The 24313-nt window shown below is 39.5% G+C and carries 23 protein-coding genes and 1 riboswitch; of the genes, 7 read left to right on the top strand and 16 right to left on the bottom strand.

Features of this window, described 5'->3' with window-relative positions:
• Positions 1 to 119: 119 nt before the first annotated feature.
• The 3 genes from IGL70_RS00810 to rpsO all read right to left on the bottom strand — a co-directional run bounded on the left by IGL70_RS00810 (position 120) and on the right by rpsO (position 3479).
• On the bottom strand, positions 120 to 386 hold the full coding sequence (locus tag IGL70_RS00810; RefSeq protein ID WP_002289280.1) for a GlsB/YeaQ/YmgE family stress response membrane protein: 267 nt from the start codon (positions 384 to 386) through the stop codon (positions 120 to 122).
• 509 nt (positions 387 to 895) lie between these two features.
• Positions 896 to 3022 (bottom strand): polyribonucleotide nucleotidyltransferase, encoded by a 2127-nt coding sequence (pnp, locus tag IGL70_RS00805; protein ID WP_002297086.1) that lies wholly within the window; start codon positions 3020 to 3022, stop codon positions 896 to 898.
• Between the two features lie 187 nt (positions 3023 to 3209).
• Complete coding sequence (gene rpsO / locus IGL70_RS00800; RefSeq protein WP_002289282.1) at positions 3210 to 3479, bottom strand: 30S ribosomal protein S15; 270 nt, start codon at positions 3477 to 3479, stop codon at positions 3210 to 3212.
• A gap of 250 nt (positions 3480 to 3729) precedes the next feature.
• Here rpsO and def point away from each other — a divergent pair, with 250 nt between their 5' ends.
• Complete coding sequence (def, locus tag IGL70_RS00795; protein WP_002289284.1) at positions 3730 to 4293, top strand: peptide deformylase; 564 nt, start codon at positions 3730 to 3732, stop codon at positions 4291 to 4293.
• A gap of 252 nt (positions 4294 to 4545) precedes the next feature.
• Here the strand turns inward: def and IGL70_RS00790 are convergent, their stop codons facing one another.
• From IGL70_RS00790 to IGL70_RS00780, 3 genes are read right to left on the bottom strand one after another with little or no spacing between them, the layout of a single operon-like run.
• Entirely contained in the window at positions 4546 to 5067 is a 522-nt protein-coding gene (locus IGL70_RS00790) for a transcription repressor NadR (RefSeq protein WP_087626231.1), read from the bottom strand.
• A gap of 2 nt (positions 5068 to 5069) precedes the next feature.
• Positions 5070 to 5912: a chorismate mutase gene (locus IGL70_RS00785; RefSeq protein ID WP_002294234.1), complete on the bottom strand. Its 843-nt coding sequence runs from the start codon at positions 5910 to 5912 to the stop codon at positions 5070 to 5072.
• Positions 5905 to 6630 (bottom strand): NAD-dependent protein deacylase, encoded by a 726-nt coding sequence (locus IGL70_RS00780; RefSeq protein ID WP_002297083.1) that lies wholly within the window; start codon positions 6628 to 6630, stop codon positions 5905 to 5907. The genes IGL70_RS00785 and IGL70_RS00780 overlap by 8 nt, the downstream gene beginning before the upstream one ends.
• 175 nt (positions 6631 to 6805) lie before the next feature.
• On the opposite strand from IGL70_RS00780, the gene IGL70_RS00775 reads away from it, so the two are divergent.
• The 4 genes from IGL70_RS00775 to IGL70_RS00760 all read left to right on the top strand — a co-directional run bounded on the left by IGL70_RS00775 (position 6806) and on the right by IGL70_RS00760 (position 11532).
• Complete coding sequence (locus IGL70_RS00775) at positions 6806 to 7102, top strand: hypothetical protein (protein WP_002293448.1); 297 nt, start codon at positions 6806 to 6808, stop codon at positions 7100 to 7102.
• Between the two features lie 255 nt (positions 7103 to 7357).
• A riboswitch (Lysine riboswitch) is annotated at positions 7358 to 7532 on the top strand.
• A 137-nt stretch (positions 7533 to 7669) separates the two neighbouring features.
• Positions 7670 to 9262, top strand: coding sequence for an ABC transporter permease subunit (locus IGL70_RS00770; RefSeq protein ID WP_002297081.1), 1593 nt, complete (start codon positions 7670 to 7672; stop codon positions 9260 to 9262).
• A 12-nt stretch (positions 9263 to 9274) separates the two neighbouring features.
• Complete coding sequence (locus IGL70_RS00765; protein WP_002294240.1) at positions 9275 to 10015, top strand: amino acid ABC transporter ATP-binding protein; 741 nt, start codon at positions 9275 to 9277, stop codon at positions 10013 to 10015.
• A gap of 167 nt (positions 10016 to 10182) precedes the next feature.
• Entirely contained in the window at positions 10183 to 11532 is a 1350-nt protein-coding gene (locus IGL70_RS00760) for an amino acid permease (protein WP_002294242.1), read from the top strand.
• Between the two features lie 127 nt (positions 11533 to 11659).
• Here IGL70_RS00760 and IGL70_RS00755 read toward each other — a convergent pair whose 3' ends face one another.
• Positions 11660 to 12250: a TMEM175 family protein gene (locus IGL70_RS00755; RefSeq protein WP_002297079.1), complete on the bottom strand. Its 591-nt coding sequence runs from the start codon at positions 12248 to 12250 to the stop codon at positions 11660 to 11662.
• Between the two features lie 146 nt (positions 12251 to 12396).
• On the opposite strand from IGL70_RS00755, the gene brnQ reads away from it, so the two are divergent.
• Positions 12397 to 13749 carry a branched-chain amino acid transport system II carrier protein gene (brnQ, locus tag IGL70_RS00750; protein ID WP_002294246.1) on the top strand — a complete coding sequence of 451 codons (1353 nt, stop codon included), beginning with the start codon at positions 12397 to 12399 and terminating at the stop codon, positions 13747 to 13749.
• A 921-nt stretch (positions 13750 to 14670) separates the two neighbouring features.
• Here brnQ and IGL70_RS00745 read toward each other — a convergent pair.
• The 7 genes from IGL70_RS00745 to treR form a co-directional block, all read right to left on the bottom strand.
• On the bottom strand, positions 14671 to 15045 hold the full coding sequence (locus IGL70_RS00745; protein WP_002289815.1) for a hypothetical protein: 375 nt from the start codon (positions 15043 to 15045) through the stop codon (positions 14671 to 14673).
• Between the two features lie 116 nt (positions 15046 to 15161).
• On the bottom strand, positions 15162 to 15644 hold the full coding sequence (locus IGL70_RS00740; protein WP_002294249.1) for a low molecular weight protein-tyrosine-phosphatase: 483 nt from the start codon (positions 15642 to 15644) through the stop codon (positions 15162 to 15164).
• A 51-nt stretch (positions 15645 to 15695) separates the two neighbouring features.
• Positions 15696 to 16274 (bottom strand): TetR/AcrR family transcriptional regulator, encoded by a 579-nt coding sequence (locus IGL70_RS00735; RefSeq protein ID WP_002289813.1) that lies wholly within the window; start codon positions 16272 to 16274, stop codon positions 15696 to 15698.
• A 28-nt stretch (positions 16275 to 16302) separates the two neighbouring features.
• Positions 16303 to 17304, bottom strand: a complete 1002-nt coding sequence (gene ruvB, locus IGL70_RS00730; protein WP_002289812.1) for a Holliday junction branch migration DNA helicase RuvB — start codon at positions 17302 to 17304, stop codon at positions 16303 to 16305.
• A 12-nt stretch (positions 17305 to 17316) separates the two neighbouring features.
• On the bottom strand, positions 17317 to 17919 hold the full coding sequence (ruvA, locus tag IGL70_RS00725; RefSeq protein ID WP_002290528.1) for a Holliday junction branch migration protein RuvA: 603 nt from the start codon (positions 17917 to 17919) through the stop codon (positions 17317 to 17319).
• A gap of 169 nt (positions 17920 to 18088) precedes the next feature.
• Complete coding sequence (gene msrB, locus IGL70_RS00720; protein ID WP_002294252.1) at positions 18089 to 18535, bottom strand: peptide-methionine (R)-S-oxide reductase MsrB; 447 nt, start codon at positions 18533 to 18535, stop codon at positions 18089 to 18091.
• Positions 18536 to 18611: 76 nt separating this feature from the next.
• Complete coding sequence (gene treR / locus IGL70_RS00715) at positions 18612 to 19325, bottom strand: trehalose operon repressor (RefSeq protein WP_002294254.1); 714 nt, start codon at positions 19323 to 19325, stop codon at positions 18612 to 18614.
• Positions 19326 to 19547: 222 nt separating this feature from the next.
• On the opposite strand from treR, the gene treP reads away from it, so the two are divergent.
• Positions 19548 to 21536, top strand: coding sequence for a PTS system trehalose-specific EIIBC component (gene treP / locus IGL70_RS00710; RefSeq protein WP_104873737.1), 1989 nt, complete (start codon positions 19548 to 19550; stop codon positions 21534 to 21536).
• An 84-nt stretch (positions 21537 to 21620) separates the two neighbouring features.
• On the opposite strand, the gene IGL70_RS00705 is transcribed toward treP, so the two are convergent.
• Positions 21621 to 22181 carry a Maf family protein gene (locus IGL70_RS00705; RefSeq protein WP_002294256.1) on the bottom strand — a complete coding sequence of 187 codons (561 nt, stop codon included), beginning with the start codon at positions 22179 to 22181 and terminating at the stop codon, positions 21621 to 21623.
• 21 nt (positions 22182 to 22202) lie between these two features.
• Complete coding sequence (gene mutL, locus IGL70_RS00700; protein ID WP_002294257.1) at positions 22203 to 24311, bottom strand: DNA mismatch repair endonuclease MutL; 2109 nt, start codon at positions 24309 to 24311, stop codon at positions 22203 to 22205.
• Between the last annotated feature and the right edge of the window lie 2 nt (positions 24312 to 24313).

Raw genomic sequence — 24313 nt, 5'->3', positions numbered from 1 at the left:
TGGATATCCTTTAGGTAAGCTTGAATGATAGATGATATTCTTATCCATGACACCCGCTTTCCTAAATTGCTTCTAATTATCCAAGTAACACACTGAAGTGTCAACTTATTTGAATAAAATTATTCTTTCTTTGGACGTTCTCTGATACGTCTTGCCACAAATGAATAAAGAGCAAGACAAAAAATTGCACCCAATAATGCTGGTATCAAATAAAAACCGCCGAGTTCCGGTCCCAGTGGTCCTAGTAAAAATTCGCCGAGCCAACTACCTAAAAAACCGATAATGATATTTCCAGATACGCCTCCCGGGACTTCCTTTCCTAAAATTGCGCCAGCTATCAAACCTAATATACCGCCGATAAATAACGACCATAAAAAATTCAGCATCTCCTTTCCCTCCTTTATCCATACTTCTCACTTTTATTTTACGCTTTATTCAGAAGGACTCCAAAAATATGCGCCAAGAAACTCCAGAAAAAAAGAAGTTGTAACAAAAGTGTTCAGCTTATTTCCGTAGAAGCTGCTTCTGGAACACCGTGAATCAGAGGTTGTGAAATCAGCGGTTTGACCTGAGTATTAGAGAAACAAACGGAAAAATAGTTCCTCATATTTTGCCGTTTTTTGAGCTAATATCGAGGGACAGCTGATTGAACATCGTTTATTGGAGAGGTTGTAAAAAAGCTGTTCTGCATCAAGTAGTAAGAACAGCCAAGTAAAAACAGCTCCTAATGTTTTTAACTTGGCTGGACTTATTACCGCAGATGCAAGCTTTTGAACGCCGTTTATTCGCAAAAAAAGGACTGTGACACGGCTTTTGTCACAGTCCCCTTTTTTCGAATAATTATTGTCCCCCTGTCACCTTCACGATCACAAGTACATTATTCCTATGAATTAAATTATTTTTCTTCATTTTTCGTTGAACCATCTTCGTTCAACATTGCTTTTCTTGACAGATTTACGCGTCCTTGTTTATCGATTTCAGTTACTTTCACAAGGATCTCATCACCTAGTTTAACAACATCTTCGACTTTATTGACACGATCGTTTGCTAATTGGGAAATATGGACAAGTCCATCTTTTCCTTTGATCAAGTTGACGAATGCACCGAATTTTTCGATACGGACAACTTTCCCTAGATAAACTTCACCAACTTTGACTTCTTTGGTCAAATCTTCGATGATCTTGATAGCTTTTTTGATCATTTCTGCATCAGCTGAAGCAATACTTACTTTTCCATCTTGATCGATATCGATTTTCACACCAGTTTCATCGATGATTCCGTTGATCGTATCGCCGCCTTTACCGATAACATCTTTGATTTTAGCAGGTTCGATCTGGATCATTTCGATTTTTGGTGCATATTGGCTTAATTCTTCACGTGGAGCAGCAATCGTTGAAGTCAATTCTTCTAAGATTTCCATACGTGCTTGTTTTGCTTGAGTTAATGCTTCAGTTAGGATTTGTTCTGTGATTCCTTGAATCTTGATATCCATCTGTAAAGCAGTGATACCATCTTTTGTACCGGCAACTTTAAAGTCCATATCGCCAAGATGATCTTCCAGCCCTTGGATATCAGTTAGGATCGTATAGTTTTCACCATCAGAAACAAGTCCCATCGCAATGCCGGCGACTGGTGCTTTGATTGGTACACCTGCATCCATCAATGCTAATGTGCCAGCACAGATACTTGCTTGGGAAGAAGAACCATTTGATTCCAATACTTCTGCTACTAAACGGATCGTATAAGGAAATTCTTCTTCTGAAGGGATTACTTGTGCTAACGCACGTTCACCTAATGCGCCATGTCCGATTTCCCGACGCCCTGGAGAGCCTGCACGTCCTGTAGAACCAACAGAAAATTGAGGGAAATTGTAGTGGTGGATGAATCGTTTGCTGACTTCCACCCCTAAACCATCAATGATTTGGTGCTCTCCTAGAGGTGCGAGTGTACAAGCTGATAAAGCTTGTGTTTGTCCTCGTGTGAACAAACCTGATCCATGTACACGTGGCAATAAGCTGACCTCTGATGACAATGGACGGATTTCATCCAATTTACGCCCGTCAGGACGGATCTTATCGATGGTGATCAATTCACGTACGACATCTTTTTCAAGATCTTCTGTGATTTGTTTAACTTCTTTCAACAAGTGATCTTCATCTTCATGACCTGCAAATTTCTCAGCATAAGCTTCGCGGATATCGATCTTCACCTGCTCGATATTATCTTCGCGAGCAAGTTTTTCTTCAGTCATTACTGCTGCTTTCATTGTAGCGTAAGAAGCATCAAAGATTTCTTTTTTCAATACTTCATCAACTTGCAGTAAAGTCACTTCCATTTTTTCTTTCCCTACTGCTTGAACGATTTCTTCTTGGAAAGCAACTAACTCTTTGATAGCGTCAAAACCAAACAGCAATGCACCAAGCATGTCTTCTTCTGAAACTTCTTTCGCGCCGCTTTCAACCATATTGATGGCTTGTTTCGTTCCGGCAACAGTCAATTCGATATCTGTTTGTTCTGCTTGTTCTACTGTTGGATTCAAGACGTACTCGCCATTTACACGACCAACTTCTACGCCTGCGATTGGGCCGTCAAATGGGATATCTGAGATTGATAGTGCTAAAGAAGAACCTAGCATTGCTGCCATAGCTGGCGAGCAGTCTGTTTCTACACTCATCACGATGTTCGTTACTTGGACTTCATTACGGAAGCCTTCTGCAAACATCGGGCGAATTGGACGGTCGATCAAACGGGCAGTCAATGTTGCTTCCGTACTTGGACGGCCTTCTCGTTTGATGAAACCTCCAGGGATTTTCCCTGCTGCATACATTTTTTCTTCATAATTGATCGTTAATGGGAAAAAGTCTGTATCTTTTGCTTCTTTAGAGGCCACAGCTGCACTTAAGACTACTGTATCTCCATAACGGACTAAAACGGCTCCGTTTGCTTGTTTTGCTAGCTGACCGACTTCGATTTGTAAGGGACGGCCGCCCCATGTCGTTTTGAATACTTGTTTTTCTGACATAACTTCTCCTTTTCCTTCTCGTGAAAGCAAGACGCTACTAAACAAATGAAAACTGCCGAAAGCCGTCTTTTGAGCAGCTTTCATTTGGTTAGTAGGAGTCCATCTAGCTTGATCACGGAATTTTACTTAATTGATATACGAGTAAAAAAAGTGAGATTCATGTGAATCCCACTCTTTTTGACTAAAATTAACGACGCAAGCCTAAACGTTTGATCAATTCGCGGTAACGTTGAACGTCAGTTTTACGTAAGTAAGCTAACAAGTTACGGCGGTGACCAACTTTTTTCATTAGGCCGCGGTATGAATGATGGTCTTTTTTGTGCACGCGTGCATGTTCATTCAAGTGGTTGATTTCTTCAGTTAATACAGCGATTTGTACTTCTGGAGAACCAGTATCCCCTTCATGGCGAGCGTATTCGTTGATGATTTCATTCTTGCGTTCTTTTGAAATTGCCATTTCTTTCACCTCTTTCGATTATTCCCCTGCGACTGAGTAAAACGTTGGTGATTCGCTTAACCAAGTGGCAGGTCATGTGCCTAGAGCACACAGCTATACTTTACCTGAAACCGGGTTGAAAATCAAGTAGTTAATCATTAAGAAAAGGTAGTTTTCAAACAATCTTACTACTACTTTTCCATTTTTGTGGTAAACTATAATGCGAAAATAGACTTGAAACACAGTCTTTTAAGAAAGGGGTACATATTCCATGATTACAATGGATGATATCATTCGTGAAGGAAATCCGACCTTACGCGAAGTTGCAAAAGAAGTTTCTCTTCCATTAAGCGAAGAAGATATCTCTTTAGGAAAAGAGATGCTTGAGTTCTTAAAAAACAGCCAAGATCCAATCAAAGCTGAAGAACTACACTTACGAGGCGGTGTTGGCTTAGCTGCTCCTCAATTAGATATTTCTAAAAGAATCATTGCTGTTCACGTACCAAGTCCTGACCCAGAGGCAGATGGACCTTCTCTAAGTACTGTTATGTATAATCCTAAAATTTTGAGCCATTCTGTTCAAGATGCTTGTTTAGGGGAAGGTGAAGGCTGTTTATCTGTTGATCGAGAAGTACCAGGATATGTTGTTCGCCATGCCAAAATCACTGTGTCTTATTATGATATGAATGGTGAAAAACACAAGATTCGTTTGAAGAATTATGAATCAATCGTCGTTCAACATGAAATCGACCATATCAACGGTGTGATGTTCTATGACCACATCAACGATCAAAATCCATTTGCACTAAAAGAAGGCGTATTGGTAATCGAGTAGAGAATTGGCAGGTTCCTTCGATACTATGCTACAAGAAAGCTTTATAAAAAAGGGGAGTGCTCAAAAGCTGCACTTCCCTTTTTTATGTTTCTCCACTAATCGAAATTTAGATAGACATCTAGAAATCGCAATTCCAAAAAATTCTGTGTATTGGATACGCATCTTTTCTTATTTTTTCTTATTTCTTCCATATGGGTGTTTATCTCAGAGATGATAGAATAGTTTCTAGGATAAAAAGTAGCAGCTACGATGTTATCCTTCGTAGAGGATTCCTGCTTCAGCTAGTTTTTGTTTGATGATTTTCAGCATATGCTTTTCTGGGTAGCGGATCGTATGCAGATGGATGCCGCCTGTTAATTCGGATAACAAAGTAGCATTACTTTTTTGATAACGTCTCATAAAGGAATCGATATCTTGTGGCGTTTTGATGTGCAAAGTTCCTGCTAACTCACCGTAAAGGGGATGTTCCACAATTACATCAATGATTTCACCACCATTTTCAACGATTAGTCTCAGTTCTTCTTCTGTTTGATCTTTTCCATGCTGGACAGCGATTTTACTGATGTGCCCAGTATTGGTTTCTTCTGTTTCGAGGATATAACCTCTTGCTGTTGCCACGATACTTTTACCTGCAGCTCGTAGTAAAGCAATATCGCCTACAATGATCTGACGGCTGACTCCAAAAGTTTTCGCAAACTTGCTAGCACTCACTGGTTTTTCTGTATTTGCCAAGGTTTGCATGATTTGTTTTCGCCGTGTCTCTCCTTCGATCACACTTATTCCTCCTTCATTTTGTTTTGGTATTCGCGCGAGTGTTTCATCAAATCAACATACGTGTCTGTTATTGTTTCCTTATATCCCTTATTTTTCAGCAGACTAACAACTTTATCCAATACTTGCTGCTCTCTTTTTGCATCATAAACTGCTTGGTTTTCTTCTTTTTTCACTTGTCCTATTTTAGTTACCGTATCCATTCTTTTTTCTAATAAAGCAACCAACTCTCGATCGATCATATCGATCTTATGACGTAATGTTTCAAGAGACTCTTCTGTTAGTTCTTCCTCTACTGTCTTGATGATACGAGCAGGATTTCCTGCAATCACTACATTGTCGGGAAAAGATTTGGTCACAACCGAACCTGCGCCGACTACTACGTTGTCCCCTAGAGTGACACCCGGCGTGACGATAACTCCTCCGCCTAACCAAACATTATTACCGATTTTAATGGGTTTTGCGTACTCCAGACCGCTGTTACGTTTCACTGGATGTAGTGGATGCGTCGCCGTGTAAAGCTGGACATTCGGAGCGAACATGCAGTTATCACCGATTTCAATCGTGCTGACATCTAAAAATGTACAATTGAAATTTGCATAAAAATTCTCCCCAACAAATATATTATATCCGTAATCAAAATTGATAACTGGCTCCATATAGATTTTTTTCCCTGTACGGCCAAAAGTCTCTTTCAACAATTGGGATCGCAGTTCCGCTGATTCTGCTTGGTTGATGATTTGGCTTTGACTTCTTGCAAACATACGGTCGGCAACCAGCTCAGGATCATTGGCAAAATAAAGCTCGCCTGCAATCATTTTTTCTTTTTCGGTTTTGAATTCAGTCATAATCTGCTCCTAATTCTTGTATTTTTTTGAAAACAACCGCTCCGTCTTCTTGAATAAACGTATAAGGCTCCGCTAAATAAACAGGCGTTTGATTGATTACTAAGATTTTGGCTGACGGCTGGCGAAACTGTACCAGATCACAAAACGGATGAACTTGAAAACTCGTTCCAACAATGACGATCAGCTCTGCTTGGCTGACGGCATAAGCCGCCTGCTCCATGACTCCATCTTGAAACCCTTCACCATATAACACGATGTCTGGGCGTATTTGTCCTCCGCATGCTTGATGTTTGTCGCTGTGAAGATATTCTTTCCAGTCTACCGTTTGTTGACATTTTCGACAATGACATTGATACAGACTCCCATGAAAATTGACGAGTTGCGGGCTTTTAGCCTTTGCGTGCAAACCGTCGATGTTTTGGGAAACAACCCAAACATTTTTTTCTTTCGCTAGATGTGCTATTTCCAAATGAATGATATTGGGTTTTGCTTCAGGATGATAAATCTTTTTGACAAATTGATAGAATTTATCCGGTTCATTCACCATTGCTTGATGACTCAGCAAGTATTCCGGCTGCTCCATCCCGTGGTAGATTCCTGACAAAGATCGATAGTCTGGCACTCCAGAAGGTGTGGATACCCCTGCACCGGTCAAAAATGTAATTTGCTGATAAGCTAATATCTCTTTTGCTGCTTCGTCTACTGTTAATTGTTTCATGTTTTGTCACCTCACTTTCCATTATAGCCCATACTCGAACAAATTTATTGTTGAAAAGTCAGAAAAATGGGAATAAAAAAGTGTTATGGGCATTTGAGTAATTTATCACAATGTTCACTGACAAAAGAATGAAAACGTGTTACAATACTGCTGTATAAAAGTGAGGTGAATCGATATGTTACCATTCTTTATTTATTGGGGCGTTATTCTGGCTTGTATCGCCTGGTTAGCGTTAAGCGTTTATTTCTCTGTTTTTTATCTTGTACGCAAAGAAAATGGAAATCTTTGGGCTTTTGCTTTATTCAACGTGATTGCCGCAATTGTTTTAGCCATTACATTAGCCGTATATCGAACATGGGGCTGGGGAATCACCCAATACTCAAGTTTGATTTATCTAATATTAGCCATTTATGGCGTCGTTGTTCTTTTGCAAGCGATCCTAGGACGTGAGCCAAAGAAAGCGGCAGCTTAAATGATCGAGATGGAACTGGACACAGGAAATTTTCTGTTCTAGTTCTTTTTTTATTGTATTACATACATTTTTGTGTATAATTATACTATCGTTTGCAATGGATAGATGATTCACATTTTGATTGTTTTTTCGGTAAAAGTAAAGATTTCTATATTTATCAGTATTTTTTCAAAAAACAGCAGTTATAGATTGACAAAGCCTCTCGAGTATCGTAAACTTTTTTTGTATAAATAACTGAATACGAGATGCCTCAATCAATGAGGTAGAGGTCGCGAGAATCATTAACCCTGTGGAGTGAAGCAAACATGGAGAAGCAGGAATAGGGAGGATCGCCGAAATGTGCACTTTTTTGCTTGGAGTGTATGTTGGGACGCAAGTTAAGAGCTTGCGGACTGTCTTAGCAGTGATGCTAAGTTGCGCTATGTTTTGTGAGAGGTTTATCACCTTATGGAATTTTAGCGGCCTTTTTATATCTATAAATCGGTCGCTTTTTATTTTTTCAGATAAAGCTTTACCGCATTTCATCTAGACCGCTCGTGTATCATATAATCAGAAAGGGAGAAAAAAATGAAAAAAAATATGGTTTCAGTTGCCGTACTATTTGCTTTTGTCTTCTCACTATTCAGTGTGGGATCTCTGGCAAATGCAGATGAAAAAACACCGAGCGATGAGTTTCGCGTAGGTATGGAGGCTGGGTATGCACCCTTCAACTGGTCTCAACAAACAGATGAGAATAATGCCTTGCCAATTCAAGGCCAAAATAGTTACGCCGGCGGTTATGATGTTCAAATCGCTAAAAAAGTAGCAGATGGTTTAGGGAAAAAATTAGTCATCGTCCAAACGAAATGGGATGGTCTGGCTCCTGCCCTTCAATCAGGCAAGATCGACGCGATCATCGCCGGAATGAGCCCTACTGCTGAACGACGAAAAGAAATTGATTTTACCGATCCTTATTACGAATCACAATTAGTAGTAGTAGTTCAAAAAGATAGCAAATATGCAAAAGCAAAAAGTTTAGCAGATCTTTCTGGAGCAAAGATCACTGCTCAGTTAAATACATTCCACTATACTGTGATCGATCAGATACCAGATGTGCAGAAACAACAAGCAATGGATAATTTCTCAGCAATGAGAACAGCTTTAGCTTCTGGAATGATCGATGGTTATGTCAGCGAACGTCCGGAAGGTGTAACGGCAACTAGTGTGAACAAAGACTTGGAAATGCTTGAATTCAGCGGTGCAGATGGCTTCCAGACAAACCCGGAAGATGTTCAGATTTCTGTTGGTATGCGTAAAGGCGACCCGGATATCCAAAAAGTAAACCAGATTCTTTCTGGCATCTCTAACGATGAACGAACCAAAATTATGGACCAAGCAGTCAAAGATCAGCCTGCTGCAACTGATAGTGAAGAAAAACCTGGCATCATTTCTGATTTCACTACGATTTGGAAACAATACGGCAATATGTTCTTACGAGGTGCTGGACTTACCTTGTTCATCGCATTGATCGGGACAGTTGTCGGTACTACACTTGGATTACTGATTGGTGTCTTCCGTTCGGTACCTGAATCAGGAAATGCACTGACTCGCTTCTTCCAAAAAATCGGAAATGCACTTCTTTCTATCTATGTCGAAGTATTCCGCGGAACACCGATGATGGTACAAGCAATGGTCATCTTCTACGGTCTGGCACTCGCTTTTGGCATTTCATTGAACCGAACGATTGCCGCTTTGTTTATTGTCTCTCTCAATACTGGAGCTTACATGACAGAGATCGTTCGTGGGGGGATTTTTGCAGTAGATGAAGGGCAGTTCGAAGCTGCGCAAGCCATTGGTATGACCCATGGCCAAACGATGAGAAAAGTTGTTATTCCACAAGTTTTACGGAATATCTTGCCAGCAACAGGAAATGAGTTTGTTATCAATATCAAAGATACAGCAGTTTTAAGTGTAATCGGCGTAGCTGATTTGTTCTTCCAAGGAAACTCTGCTTCCGGTGCGAATTTCCAATTCTTCCAAACATTTACGATCGTCGGGATCATCTACTTAGTCATGACCTTTACGATCACCAGAATCCTGCGGGCGGTAGAAAAGAAAATCGATGGTCCTTCAGCTTATACCAAGCTTGAAGAAATCGACAATTCAAATTTGCAGGAATAAGGAGGAAGAATCATGAATGAAAAAATTATTGAAATCAAACATCTAAGAAAAAGCTTCGGTGAAAATGAAGTATTGAAAGATATCAGCGTAACAGTCAATAAAGGTGAAGTTGTGACGATCATCGGTTCTTCCGGTTCTGGTAAATCTACTTTCTTGCGCTGTATCAATTTACTGGAAAAACCAACAGGCGGCGAGATCATTTATAATGGAGAAAATGTATTAGCTCCTAAATATAATTTACCTAAATATCGAACGAATCTAGGTATGGTTTTCCAATCCTTCAACCTGTTCAACAATATGAATGTCTTGGAAAACTGTATGTCTGGTCAAACAACTGTCCTGAAACGAGATAAAGAAACTGCCAAAAAAGTAGCAATCGAAAATCTGGAAAAAGTTGGTATGGATCGTTATATCGAAGCCAAACCAGCACAATTATCTGGTGGACAGAAACAGCGTGTCGCAATTGCTCGGGCATTATCAATGAATCCAGATGTATTGCTATTCGACGAACCTACTTCGGCGTTAGACCCTGAAATGGTTGGCGAAGTGCTTAATACGATCAAAGACTTAGCACATACTGGCTTGACAATGCTTATCGTGACGCATGAGATGGAATTTGCAAAAGATGTATCTGACCGTGTCATTTTTATGGATAAAGGTGTGATTGCAGAAGAAGGTACACCAGAAGATATCTTTGTCCATCCGAAAGAAGAACGTACAAAAGAATTCCTTTCACGTATTTTAAATGCTTAGGATCAATAGCTGATTGGGACAAAGAGCTGCGGTGTTTACCGCAGTTCTTTTTTATGAATTACTCATAAAAGGTAAATTTCTGAAAATTTTGGAATCTTAGTTGTGTTTTTCAGAAAACTCTCTTAATATGGAAGTAATTAAACTTTTTTAGTTAGGATGATTTAAAAATGAATGAAGAGCAAGAACTGCAGCGTGGACTGAAAAATAGACATGTCCAACTGATTTCTATTGGCGGAGCGATTGGAACGGGGTTGTTTTTAGGTTCCGGAAAGTCTATCCAGCTAGCTGGCCCTTCGATATTGCTCGCCTATCTTATTACTGGATGCATCTGTTTTTTCATTATGCGTGCGTTAGGCGAACTTCTGTTATCAAACACCAATAACCATTCTTTTCTGGATTTTGTTGCAGAATATCTTGGCAAAAAAGCGGCTTTCATCACTGGCTGGACGTATTGGTTCTGCTGGGTATCGATTGCAATGGCCGATTTAACAGCCATCGGAATGTATGTACGCTACTGGGCGCCTGGTGTTCCTCAGTGGCTTCCTGAACTGATTGCATTAGGTCTTCTTCTTTGCTTGAATATGGTGGCTGTCTCATTGTTTGGTGAGTTAGAGTTTTGGTTTGCATTGATCAAAGTTGTAGCGATCATTGCCTTTATCCTCGTAGGAGCTTATATGATCCTCACCCACTATACGACAGATATTGGCACAGCCAGTATCACGAATCTATGGTCTCATGGCGGATTCTTTCCAACTGGTGCAAAAGGATTTATCTTAGCTTTCCAAATGGTAACCTTTGCTTTTGCTGGGATAGAATTAGTTGGATTAGTCGCTGGAGAAACAGAAAATCCTGAAAAAGTGTTGCCGGAAGCTATCAATAATATTCCTATCAGGATCATCTTATTTTACTTAGGATCTCTTTTTGTCATTATGGCAATCTATCCATGGAACAGCTTGAATCCAGATAACAGTCCATTTGTAGAAGTATTTTCGGAAATTGGGATCACGATTGCTGCTTCCTTGATCAATTTAGTCGTATTAAGTGCAGCAGCTTCTGCCTGCAACAGTGCAATATATAGTACAGGACGTATGCTTCGTTCTTTAGCGCAAGAAGGCAGTGCCCCTAAAAAATTCAAAAAGTTAACAACACATCATGTGCCAGGGAATGCTTTGACATTTTCTACTATCGTCATTTTCATTTCTGTTATCTTGAATTACGTGATGCCTAGTGAAGTATTCACACTAGTAAGCAGTATTGCCACTACTTGTTTCTTGTTTATCTGGAGTATGCTTGTCTACACGCACATGAAATATCGTAAAAGTATCCTCGGCAAAAAAGCTCATTCATTTAAAATGCCGTTGTACCCATTTAGTAATTATCTGGTATTTCTTTACATGGCCTTTGTGTGTGTCGTCTTGTTCCTAGGAAAAGATACGAGAATCGCTTTATTACTAACACCTGTGTGGTTCTTGCTTCTATTACTAATCTATCATATGAAATATGAACGTAAGAAGTAAGAAAGTAGTTGTGACAGAAGTGGTCAGCTTCGAGAAATAAGAAGGAATTTACGAAAATTGCTTCTTAAATTTTTGTGAAATTTCGGCTTATTTCTTGGAGTTAAAAGCTTCTGTCCCAGCCTCTTTTCTATTTCCCCGGAAACAACCGCTGATAATAGGCATCTGCTTTTTTATAGGAAAAAATCCAAATACCAGATACAAAAAAACGTCCGAATAACCCGATCAACGGTACAAAAAAGACACCGGCAATCAAGCATAAGTTAATCATCATGGAGATAAGACTTCGACGGTCCTTTGACAAAACTCTCACGACATGGGAATCTGGTTTATTTGCTTTCATGATTTGCCTCATCAAGATACCAAAAGAAAAACTCCACATCGTGTATACTAAGACATAAGCCATCTCAGGCCAAAAAGCTTCAGGGTTACGCCCGACCCAACTAGTAACAGAAGGACATAAAGTCAGCCAAAAGAGCAAAAAGATATTCGACCAGACCACTCGGTAATTAATTCGTTCTGCCATCTGAAATATACGATGATGGTTCACCCAGATCACCGCAACAAATATAAAGCTGATGGTATAAGCTAATAATGTATTTCGGATGACCCATAAAGAATGAAAGCTAGATGTATTAGGGATCTTGATCTCTAATACAAGAACTCTCAAAACAATGGCTACCACTCCATCAGTAAATGCTTCTAATCTCGACTTTGTCACGATGATTCCTCCTCAGATGATTCAGCGCTTTTATTTTATCACTTACGTTATTAAATAACCATCGTTTTATATAGGAAATTTTCTGAAAATTGTTGCATATTTTTCGAAATTTTGTTACTTTTAAAAAAACCGTAAAGGAGTTATGTATGACAAAAAAATTATCATTTAAAGACTATCTTTTTATAGGCTCCATGCTTTTCGGTCTATTTTTTGGTGCTGGAAATCTTATCTTTCCCGTTCATTTGGGTCAAGAAGCAGGCGCTGCTACCTTTTGGGCGAATCTAGGTTTCTTGGTTACCGGTATCGGTCTTCCCTTCTTAGGGGTGATTGCCATTGGTGTATCGAAAAGCTCAGGTGTATATGAATTAGCAAAACGGATAAATCAAACATATGCGATGGTTTTTACCATCTTGCTTTACTTAGTTATCGGACCGTTTTTTGCTTTACCTCGCCTTGCAACCACATCTTTCGAGATTGGTTTAGCACCATTTATCGATCCTAGCAGACAGACGCTATATCTAGCAATTTTCAGTATTGTATTTTTTGTGCTGGCTTGGTGGTTTTCAAGAAAACCGACAAAGATATTAGATTATGTTGGAAAGTTCCTGAATCCTGCATTTTTGGTTTTATTAGGTGCTTTGCTTCTCCTTGCTTTTTTGAATCCACTAGGTTCTGTAAATCAAGCGCCTATTCAGCCAAATTATCAAGAGCACGCTTTTTTCACAGGGTTTACTCAAGGATATAACACATTAGATGCGCTTGCTGCTTTAGCATTTGGGATCATCATTGTCACAACAATCCAAAACATGGGTGTAACAAAACCTGCTGAAATCGCTAAAGACACGATCAAATCTGGTGCGATCAGCATTATATTGATGGGAATCATTTATACTTTGCTCGCTTATTTAGGTGCTATGAGCTTAGGTAGCTTTGCTCTAAGTGAAAATGGCGGGATCACGCTGGCTCAGATTGCTGATCATTATTTAGGTACTTATGGCAGTATCTTATTAGCATTTATCGTTATATTAGCTTGCTTGAAGACCGGTATTGGTTTGATTACAGCTTTTGCAGAAACATTCACAGATTTGTTTCCGCAAAGAAATTACGCATTCTTTGTTGCACTTGCTAGTATCCTTCCTTGTTTAGCGGCAAACGTAGGCTTGACGAATATCATTCAATTTTCGTTGCCTGTTTTGATGTTCATCTATCCATTAGCAATGACACTGATTTTACTAGTGTTAGTTGGTCCTTTGTTTAAGCAGCGTACGGCTGTTTATCGAATGACTACTTATTTTACATTGATTGCTTCGATTTTTGATGGGTTGAACGCTTGCCCAGAAACTATCAAACAAACACCTATTGTTCAAAATCTTTTATATGTTGCGGAAAGCTACTTGCCGTTTTTCAAATTGGGGATGGGGTGGATCGTACCAGCAGTTATCGGTTTTGTTATCGGACTGATTTGGAGTTTCGCTAAGAAAGAAGAAGTAGCAGATTGATAAAAGAGGTTGTGAAAGAGACGTTCAGCCTTATTGCCGATAGGCTGTCTCTTGAACACTGTTTATTGAGAGGTCGTGAAAAAGCCGCTCAGTTTCGAGTATTAAGAAATATTTTTTGAAAATGGCTTCTCACATTTTTGCATAAATTTGACTTAATACCGAGAAACTGACTTTTGAACACCGTTTATTGAGAGGTCGTGAAAAAGCCGCTTAGTTTCAAGTATTAAGAAATATTTTGTGAAAATGGCTTCTCACATTTTTGCATAAATTTGACTTAATACCGAGAAACTGGCTTTTGAACACCGTTTATTGAGAGGTCGTGAAAAAGCCGCTTAGTTTCGAGTATTAAGAAATATTTTGTGAAAATGGCTTCTCACATTTTTGCATAAATTTGACTTAATACCGAGAAACTGACTTTTGAACACCGTTTATTGAGCGTCTATAAACTGACCTGAGTATTAGAGAAACAAAACGGCAAAGTAGCTCCATATACTTTGCCGTTTTGTTTTGAACTAATACCGAAGAGAAGCTGATCAAACAACATTTCTTTTATAATATAGATTTTAGACATATATATGATATAAAAATAGTTTTCGCAAAAAAACTTAACAACTTTCGAAAACTTTCGTCACAAAATATTCACAACTAGTGACTATTATATAAGCATACCAACAAACAACCCTAACAACACTTTTTCATTTTTAACTCCTTATCCTGCTAGCTCCCCGGCTAGCAGGACCTTTTTTTATCAAAAAAACTTGTACCATCCAATCGATTCAACTAATCAACCCAATGCTGTCATGCTGTGATACTCATCCTAAAACGTTCCGTTTTACTGATATCAGCTTAAAGCATTCGGTTATTTTTGATTAGTAATGATTGATGGTACAAGCTCATACGTGCTTTTCTATCTGGTATAAATTATTTTGATAATCGTTCCTGTTCCCCTGCTGGTGAAAGGATTGTTATTTTTTCAATTTGTTCTACAGGAACCATCCGGATCTGCTGCTCTTCGTTTTGTAGGCGGATCATCACTCGGTCTTTTTCGACCGTTTTTGTCGCCACCCAGCCTGAGATCGTTTCATACTTGCTACTCAAACGATTCGCTCTTACTTGTAAGATAACTAGACTATGTTCAGTAGCAGCTTTTTGCAGCTCAAGAATAAACTTTCCTTGCAATCGTACATTCTTAGCATGTTCTTCAGTGTCATTTACAAAAGAATCAAAAAGTTGATACGAAGTATGAGTAACTAACTTCGTAAGCTTCTTCATTGGCGATACTGTCTCTTCGTTCATCGAATGCACTCCTCCTTTAGCTAAGAAAGTGTTACTTAATTAATTTTATTTTACCTAACATTTTACAAAAAAACAAGGAAATGCTCTAACATCGCCTTAAAAAGAAAGCGTCAACTTTACAAATTGTTTGTTATTTTATTTTCGTCAATCCAAATATTCCACCAATGATTCAGGCCTTCTGTGATCAAGTGATATGTCTCATCAAAGTTATTGGTATAGTATGGGTCGGGAACATTTTCTTTTTCTTTTCCAGGAATGCTACTTAAAAACAAATGGATTTTCCCCTGCGCTGAGCGTGGTGCTCTTCGTTTCAGTTCTTCTACATTTTCTTGATCCATGCCAATGATCCAATCAAAAGTTTCAAAATCGTGGGGTGTGATTTGCCGAGCAACCATATTCGTCATATCTACTTTTTCTTGGTTTAATATTTTTTTCGTTCCAGGGTGCGGTGTCTTTCCAACTTCATACGTGCTTGTAGCAGCAGAATCCACAAAAAATTCTGCTTCCCTTCCTTCTATTGCTATTCGTTTTCTCAGCAAGCCTTCTGCCATCGGTGAACGGCAAATATTTCCCAAACAAACAAATAAAATTTTTGTCATTTCCCCATCTCCTTTTAGCGATTATTGCTTTTCCAACAAAAAATTTTTCTATTACTGTTCTTCCAACTCTTCTTTTGCATAAAGACGATAAGAATATAATTCCGTATCCTTGGCTAAACGGAAAAGCTGCATAGCGATTTCCATCGGTGTTTCTTCATATTCATTCGTGATCCAATTGACTAATACACCACTGCAACCGTAAGAAAAAAAACGAGCATAAAATAGTTTGTCTCTTGCAGAAAGTTGTCTTTCTTCATCCATTTGTTCAAAAATCTTGATAAATGATTTTTGGATCAGTTGAGAAAACTCTTTTTGTAAAATTTCTGGGTCAGAAAGCACAGTATTTGCATAAAATTCTTTCTTCTCAGCAATTGCTTTCAGCATTTTCAATGCTTGCTCTTCCCAATTATCAAGTGAAAGACATTGTGGATCTAAATAATGCAATGCATCCTCACAATAGACCCAACGAAGCAAATCGTATTTATCTGTAAAATGATAATAAAATGTTTGTCGATTGATTTTTGCTTCATTTGCGATTTTTTGGACGCTGATTTTTCGAAAAGATTGCGTTTGGCACAAATCAATCAATACGTTTTTGATCAATTGTTTCGTACGTGTTGTATCACTCATTCATTTTCCTCCAATCTAAAAGCAAAAATCATATATGATAGTCGTAACCAAAATGTTCATAGGCATAAGCAGTAGCAATTCGCCCTCTAGGTGTACGCTTTAAAAATCCTTTTTGGATCAGATACGGTTCATACATATCTTCTACCGTCTCACGCTCTTCTCCTATGTTTACTGAAAGCGTACTTAACCCTACTGGTCCGCCGCCATATAACTCGATCATTGTTCGCAACAATTTCTGGTCAACATAATCCAATCCAGCCTGATCGACCTGTAGCAAAGTAAGTGCCTGATCCGCTATAGGACGATCGATTTTCCCGTCTCCTTGGACTTGCGCAAAATCACGAACCCGTTTGAGCAAGCGATTAGCGATTCTAGGCGTTCCTCGTGATCGGCGAGCAATTTCCAATGCCCCTTCTTCAATGATCTCTGTTTGAAAAATATCCGAAGAACGTAAAACGATCTCCTGCAGATCCTGTTCGTCATAATATTCCATATGAGAAATGATGCCAAATCGATCTCGTAAAGGTGCAGAAAGCATACCTGCCCGTGTCGTCGCGCCAATCAAAGTAAAGGGAGGAAGAGGGAAATGAACCGGATGTGCGGTTGGCCCTTGTCCTACCATGATATCTACATAGAAATCTTCCATAGCTGAATAAAGCATCTCTTCTACCACTCTAGGTAATCGATGGATCTCATCGATAAACAGGACATCCCCTGCTTCCAGTTCATTCAAGATTGCTACTAAGTCACCCGGACGTTCGATAGCAGGGCCACTCGTCGTACGAATATTTACGGTCATCTCATTAGCAATGACCATGGCCATCGTCGTTTTTCCTAATCCAGGAGGCCCGTACAACAGAACATGATCTAAAGGTTCTTCCCGATTTCTGGCAGCTTCGATGTAAATCTGAAGTTCTTGTTTGACTTTTCTCTGTCCGATATATTGAGAAAGCAGCTGTGGTCGAAGAGATTTTTCCAAACTCAGTTCATTTTCGCCAGATTCTGGTGATAACAAGTATTCATCTGTCATTTGGTCTCCTCCTTATTTTTTCATCATTAGCTTGAGTGCTTGGCGTAGATACTCATCCGTTGTCTGATTATCTACTTCTTTTAATTGTTTTTCTACACGTTTGATTTCTCGATCACTGTAACCAAGAGCCGAGAGAGCTTCCATTGCTTCAGATAGAGCTGTAGCGTCTTTTGTGTTTGCTTCATCAAATAGACTAAAAGGTGTATCGATACTCAGCTCACCGAATTTTCCTTTTAGATCCAAGATCATTTGTTGTGCTGTCTTTTTCCCTACTCCTGGAAATTTCGTCAAATAAGTGACATCACTGGATTCTACTGCTTGAATCAAACCGGAGTGGTCTTCGCTTGCCATGATTGCAAGGGCACTTTTCGGACCGATTCCTGAAACACTTACTAATCGCAAAAACAGTTGCTTTTCTTCTAGCGAATCAAATCCATACAGAAGATGCGCATCTTCACGTATTACCTGATGGACATAAATTTTTATTTTTTGATTTAGTTTGCTACTGTAGCGGTAAGGATTTCCTAGTGCGATCTGGTAGCCGATACCATTGGTTTCTACTACTATGTAATAGGGGTTGATAAAGGTAACCACACCTGTCAGATATTCATACATATTCTAGTCCTCTTTCTTTTGCACACATACGTTCCCTTTATTGTAGCACATTTCACCTTGTGAAAAAAGGAGTCTGGGGAGCGTTTCTTTCAAATAGCAATCGCTTGAATAAAAAAAGAGCGGACGATCGAGTAAATCCCCGTATTGTACCGCTCTTTGTGTATTTCCATTATTCTACAAGTGATTTGAATTCCCCATAACCTAATTCATCCATCTTTTCATATGGAATGAATTTCAGTGAGGCAGAATTGATGCAGTAACGTAGACCACCTTGATCTACTGGTCCATCGGTAAACACATGTCCGAGATGAGAATCTGCTTCTTTGCTTCGAACTTCTATTCGATGCATGCCATGAGAAAAATCGGCTTTTTCGCGCACTTGTCTTTTCGTTATTGGTTTGCTGAATGATGGCCAGCCACAACCTGCATCATATTTTTCTGCAGAGCTGAATAACGGTTCACCGCTGACGATATCTACATAGATCCCCTTTTCGTAAAAATCATCATATTTCCCGCTAAATGGTCGTTCTGTTGCATTTTCTTGTGTGACTGCATAAGCCATGGGTGATAACTTTTCTTTCAGTTCTTCTTTTTCTGGTCTTATTGGTTTATCCATTAAAAATGCCCCCTTTGTGATCCTATCATAGCGCCAAAGTGGACAGATGCCAACAATTTGCTTTCTTTTGAACTATTTACACTTTTCGGCGTCGGGCAAACTCAACGAAACGGAATTTATCTAATCGGTGAACCGACTCAGAATACTCGAAACAGCGGGTATCTTCCAGATGAACGAGGCTTCTGACTACTACTGCATAAGTGTCATCGTGAAGATCCATCGCTGTTTTCATGATTTCCGTTACTTCTTCTACTGTGATCTCCTTTTGCGCGTAAGCAATCGTCAAAGAAAGCTCATTTTCAAAATATTCATAGATCGATCCTTGTGCTTGTGCTGGAGTTAAAATAGGAACGATTTCCTTTAATAGATAATCGGTGTCTAATATAACTACTTCGCCATTGATTTTTCTTTCGCGTATCAAATGCCAAACAGGCGCACCGATCTCCCAGCCAGTGATCTCGTTCAATGCTTTTGTCACTTCTGTTTCTTCTAACGTATGGATGATCGTTTCACTTGGAATACGTTGGGTCTCCTGTAGCTCTTTATAGCTAGTCAATCCAGAAATAGGAAAGTCGAAGCGATTCCGATCCAGTACGATCGAACCTTTTCCTTGTTTTTTTTGAATATAACCTTCCGTAGTCAAAAGATTCAGCGCTTTTCTAATTGTTTCTCGTGAAACACCATAAATTTTGATCAATTGGTTCTCACTGGGTAAAAGCGAATGCGGAGGATATTCTTTCGCTAAAATTTTCTGTTCCAAATCTAAAAAAATTTCATTGAACTTATTCATGTTTTTTCCCTCACTCGTTCTTCCATCATTTCTTCACTATACTACAGCTCTTTTTGTATTTCAATGTTCCTATTTTTAAGAAAAGCTTATTTTAAGCTTTTTAAAACGATATCATTTTCTCTCGTACTTTTTAATAAAACGCTTGCAATTCTCTCCAAAAAAAAGTATAGTAAATGAAGAAACAACTTGCATAGACAAGTTAAGAGAAAGGGGTTTATTGATATGGCAAAATATCAAGCAGATGCCGAGAAGCTGTTACATGATATCGGCGGAAAAGAAAATATTGCTGCAGTTAGTCATTGTGCGACTCGTATGCGTTTTGTCCTGAATGATCCAGGAAAAGCGGACGAAAAAGCGATCGAAGATATACCTAGCGTAAAAGGGATGTTCACGAATGCAGGACAGTTCCAAGTCATCATAGGAAACGATGTTTCTACTTTTTATAACGACTTCGTTGCAGTATCTGGAGTTGAAGGGGTTTCCAAAGAACAAGGAAAAGCAGCTGCAAAACAAAACCTTCATCCCGTTCAACGTGCTATTGCCGTTTTAGCAGAAATCTTTACACCACTGATTCCTGCAATCATTGTCGGTGGATTGATCCTTGGATTCAGAAATGTACTTGAAGGTATCCAGTTTGAAAGTCTTGGTGGAACAATCGTTGAACACTCGAAGTTTTGGAATGGTGTCAATGCCTTTTTGTGGTTACCGGGTGAAGCAATTTTCCATTTTCTTCCAGTAGGTATCACTTGGAGTATTGCAAAAAAGATGGGTACTACACAAATATTAGGAATCGTTTTAGGAATTACGTTAGTTTCTCCGCAATTATTAAATGCTTATAGTGTAGCTTCCACAGCCGCAGCAGATATTCCATTTTGGGATTTTGGTTTTGCTCAAGTCCAGATGATTGGTTATCAAGCGCAAGTTATTCCAGCCATGCTGGCAGGGTTTATGTTAGCGTATCTAGAAATCTTCTTCCGCAAATATATCCCTCAGTCGATCTCGATGATTTTTGTTCCATTGTTTTCATTGTTACCAACTGTTTTAGCTGCACACGTTATTTTAGGTCCTATCGGCTGGACAGTCGGAAGCTGGATCTCAAATATCGTAAATACTGGATTGACGTCTTCTATCAGCTGGTTGTTTAGTGCCGTATTCGGATTCCTGTATGCTCCTTTAGTGATTACTGGTCTCCACCATATGACCAATGCCATCGATATGCAGCTGATTGCAGATTTCGGATCAACGAATTTATGGCCGATGATTGCTTTATCAAATATCGCCCAAGGCTCTGCAGTCTTAGCCATCATCTTCTTACATCGTGGGAATAAAAAAGAAGAACAAATCTCGATTCCAGCAATGATTTCTTGTTACTTAGGCGTAACTGAACCTGCTATGTTCGGAATCAATTTGAAATACGTCTATCCTTTCGTCGCTGCAATGGTCGGCTCTGGATTAGCTGGCATGTTTGCTAACTTGATGGGTGTTCGAGCTAACGCGATCGGAGTAGGCGGTTTGCCAGGAATACTAGCTATCCAAGCAGAAACATGGGTACCTTTCATCATCGCAATGATCATTGCTGTCATCATTCCATTTGGCTTGACGATCATCTTTAGACGTCAGGGAATTTTGAATAAGATTGATCCTGCTGTTCCTGAAAATGCTGCTGATGTACAACTTCAAACAGCAAATGGCGCAACAGCAACGTCACAGTCTTTCGAACCTGTTTCAGCAACTGGTACGGCAGTTGCAACAAAAGAAACATTATTCGCAGTCGCTGCAGGGACCATCAAGGAAATAACTGAAGTAAATGACCCAGTTTTCTCACAAAAAATGATGGGTGACGGTTATGCTGTCGAACCGTCAAACGGCAAAGTCTATGCACCAGTAAACGGTAAAGTGACGAGTGTCTTTGAAACAAAACATGCCATTGGTATTCTTTCTAATGAGGGGCTGGAAGTACTTGTTCACATGGGATTAGATACTGTTGAACTAAAGGGTGTTCCTTTCAATGTATTCGTGAAAGAAGGATACCTTGTCACACCAGAGACCCTGATTGCTGAAATGGATTTGCCAGAAATAGAACAAGCTGGCAAGAAAACTGACATTATTGTTGCTTTGACCAATAATGAAAAAGTTGCAGGACTTTCTCTTGACCAATCAGGACTTGTTCGCCCGGGCGAAGCAGTCGGTAAAGCTGAAGTAAAATCTTAGTCAGAGTAGATAAGTAATCTTTTCAATAAAAAAAACGGGCTATCATGGATTTTCAATCGAAAATCAGATAGTCCGCTTTTTTGTTTAAATGAATGTTTTCAGTGCCTGATTGACAGCACCAATCGGAAATCCTACGATACTGTAATAATCTCCAGAAATTTCTTTGACGAATACACTCGCAGCATTTTGGATGCCGTATGCCCCTGCCTTATCCGCATAATCCCCCGTCTCCAAGTAGCGTTTGATCTCTTCGTCTGTCAAAGGATAAAAAGTGACATGTGCTTCTGCTAGTATCCGTTCTTCTCGTTCCTTTGTTTTTAAAACAACAGCTGTATATACAGTATGTGTTTCCCCGCTTAGTTTTTTCAGCATGAATTCAGCCTCAGCCAGATCTTCTGGTTTACCCATGATCTCTTGATTGAGAACAACAGTCGTGTCACTGGCAATCACTAAATGGTCTTCTTTTTCATCTTGTTCCCAGACAGTTCGTGCTTTTTCTTCAGCCATTCTACGAACATAATCGACGGGCTGTTCGTCTGGAAATGGCGTTTCATCGATATCAGCAGGTTCAATCTCGAATTCTGAAACGATATGAGCCAATAACTCTTTTCTTCTTGGTGATTGGGATGCTAATACAATCTTCATGTTTTCCCTCTTCTCTTTGACTTAATGCGGGTCTTGGATTCGTTTGAACATCCTTTCCATATCCGAATTGGTAAAGTGAATCAATACTGGACGGCCATGGGGACAATTGAAAGGATTTTCGCATCGTGCCAGATCCTTCAGCAGCACACGTGCTTGTGCTTCATTCAAATAATGGTTGGCTTTAATCGATCGTTTGCAACTCATCATGATTGCTGTTGCTTCACGGAATTTTTTTACACTCACACTTCCAGTTGTCAGCAGCATATCGATCATCTCCCGAATAATCGATTCTTCTTCTCCATTGGGATACCAAGTAGGATGGGCCCGTACAATAAAGCTGTTTTGACCAAATTCTTCTAAATAAATCCCTGCATCTTCTAGCAAGTGTTTTTGCTCTTTTAATTTCAAAGCATCACTGTTTGGATAGTCTAACACAAATGGAACAAGCAATTCTTGCAGATCATCAGATACTTCCCCAATTTTTTCCCGGAAATATTCATACTTAATGCGCTCTTGGGCAGCATGCTGATCAATGATGTACAACCCATCGCTACTTTGGGCAAAAAGATACGTTCCGTGCATCTGTCCAAAATATTCCAACTGAGGAAAACGTTGTACTGGTTTTTCCGTTTCTAATTTCTTGATGGCTTGTTCTAATGTTTTGTCGTTTCCTTGAGTGAAATCAAATTCAGGATGGAGTGTCAATTCTTCCTCGTAAATCTTTTCATCCTCTTCTACGGATTTATCTGCTTGTTCTTCATTTGTTTTCTCCATGTTATCCACAATGGGAAATTCTTTCTTTTCAGATTTTTCCACTGTTTTTTCTACAAAGTTATCAACATTTTCACCAAACTTATCCACCGTTTTCGCTGTTTTTTCTGGATAAGTGGTGTTTTCTTCAGAAAAACCAGAATAGTTTTCAACATTTTCCACAGACTTATCAACAATTCTGTCAACAAATGTGTTCTTTGGTTCTTCTACGAAAAAGGTACCTGTCTCTCGATCAAAATTCAAACTACTTGGCTTTTTAGGTTTTTCTTCTTCAAAAGCGTAGGACAAATCGATTTCGATTTGTTCTGTTTTAGGCTGATCAGGTACTTTTTTCTTAAACCGTAGATTATCCGCTGCACTTGGAATCAGATTTTCTTGAGACAATGCTTTTTGAATGGCGTTACTAATTAGCTCTGTTAGTTCTTTTTCCTTCGACAGCCGGACTTCCTGCTTCGTCGGATGAACATTTACATCTACTAAAAGCGGGTCCATTTTGATTTCCAATACAGCAATAGGGAAACGACCGACCATTAATTTTGACCCATAACCTGCAACGATTGCTTTATTCAAGGAAAAGTTCTTGATAAAACGTCCATTGATGATCGTCGATAAGTAATTCCTACTGGCACGAGTCACCTCAGGCAATGAAACATAGCCAAATAACTCAAAATCTAGATCTTTTCCTTCGATTTTCAGCATTTTTTTTGCGGTAGATAATCCGTAGATTCCCGCAATTGTTTGTTTCAGATCGCCATTTCCAGCAGTTGCCAGCATTTTGTTTCCATCATGTACTAAACGAAAAGCAATCGATGGATGACTCAATGCCAGTCGATTGACGATGTCCCCGATGTTCGCTAATTCTGTGTGCAGTGTTTTCACGTATTTCAAGCGGGCTGGCGTATTGAAAAACAGATTGCTGACGGTAATCTTCGTTCCTTGACGCAGTGGTGCTGGTCGATGCTCAATAACTTCTCCGCCTTTCAGCGACAGATAGGTGCCTTGTTTTTCTTCCTGATTCGCCGTTTCCAGAGTCATTTCAGAAACAGAGGCAATACTTGGCAAAGCTTCCCCTCGAAAGCCCAGCGTTCGTATGCGAAAAAGATCGTCGCGATTATGGATCTTACTTGTCGCATGCCGCTTGAAGGCATTCTCTACGTCGTCTGCCAAAATGCCTTCTCCGTTATCAATCACTTGGATCGTCCGCAGTCCCGCTTCTTCAACTAAGATATCAATCTGAGTACTGCCGGCGTCAATTGCATTTTCCACTAATTCTTTCACAACGGAAGCTGGTCGCTCCACTACTTCTCCCGCAGCGATCTGATTAGCTAAACGTTCAGATAATTCTTGGATTTTGGCCATCG

Origin of the sequence: Enterococcus sp. DIV0901a, from assembly GCF_051711525.1 — a bacterium.
GTDB classification, from domain to species: Bacteria; Bacillota; Bacilli; order Lactobacillales; family Enterococcaceae; genus Enterococcus_B; species Enterococcus_B faecium.
The sequence above is the reverse complement of the archived record's forward strand: the minus strand, read 5'-3'. Positions and strand labels throughout refer to the sequence as shown.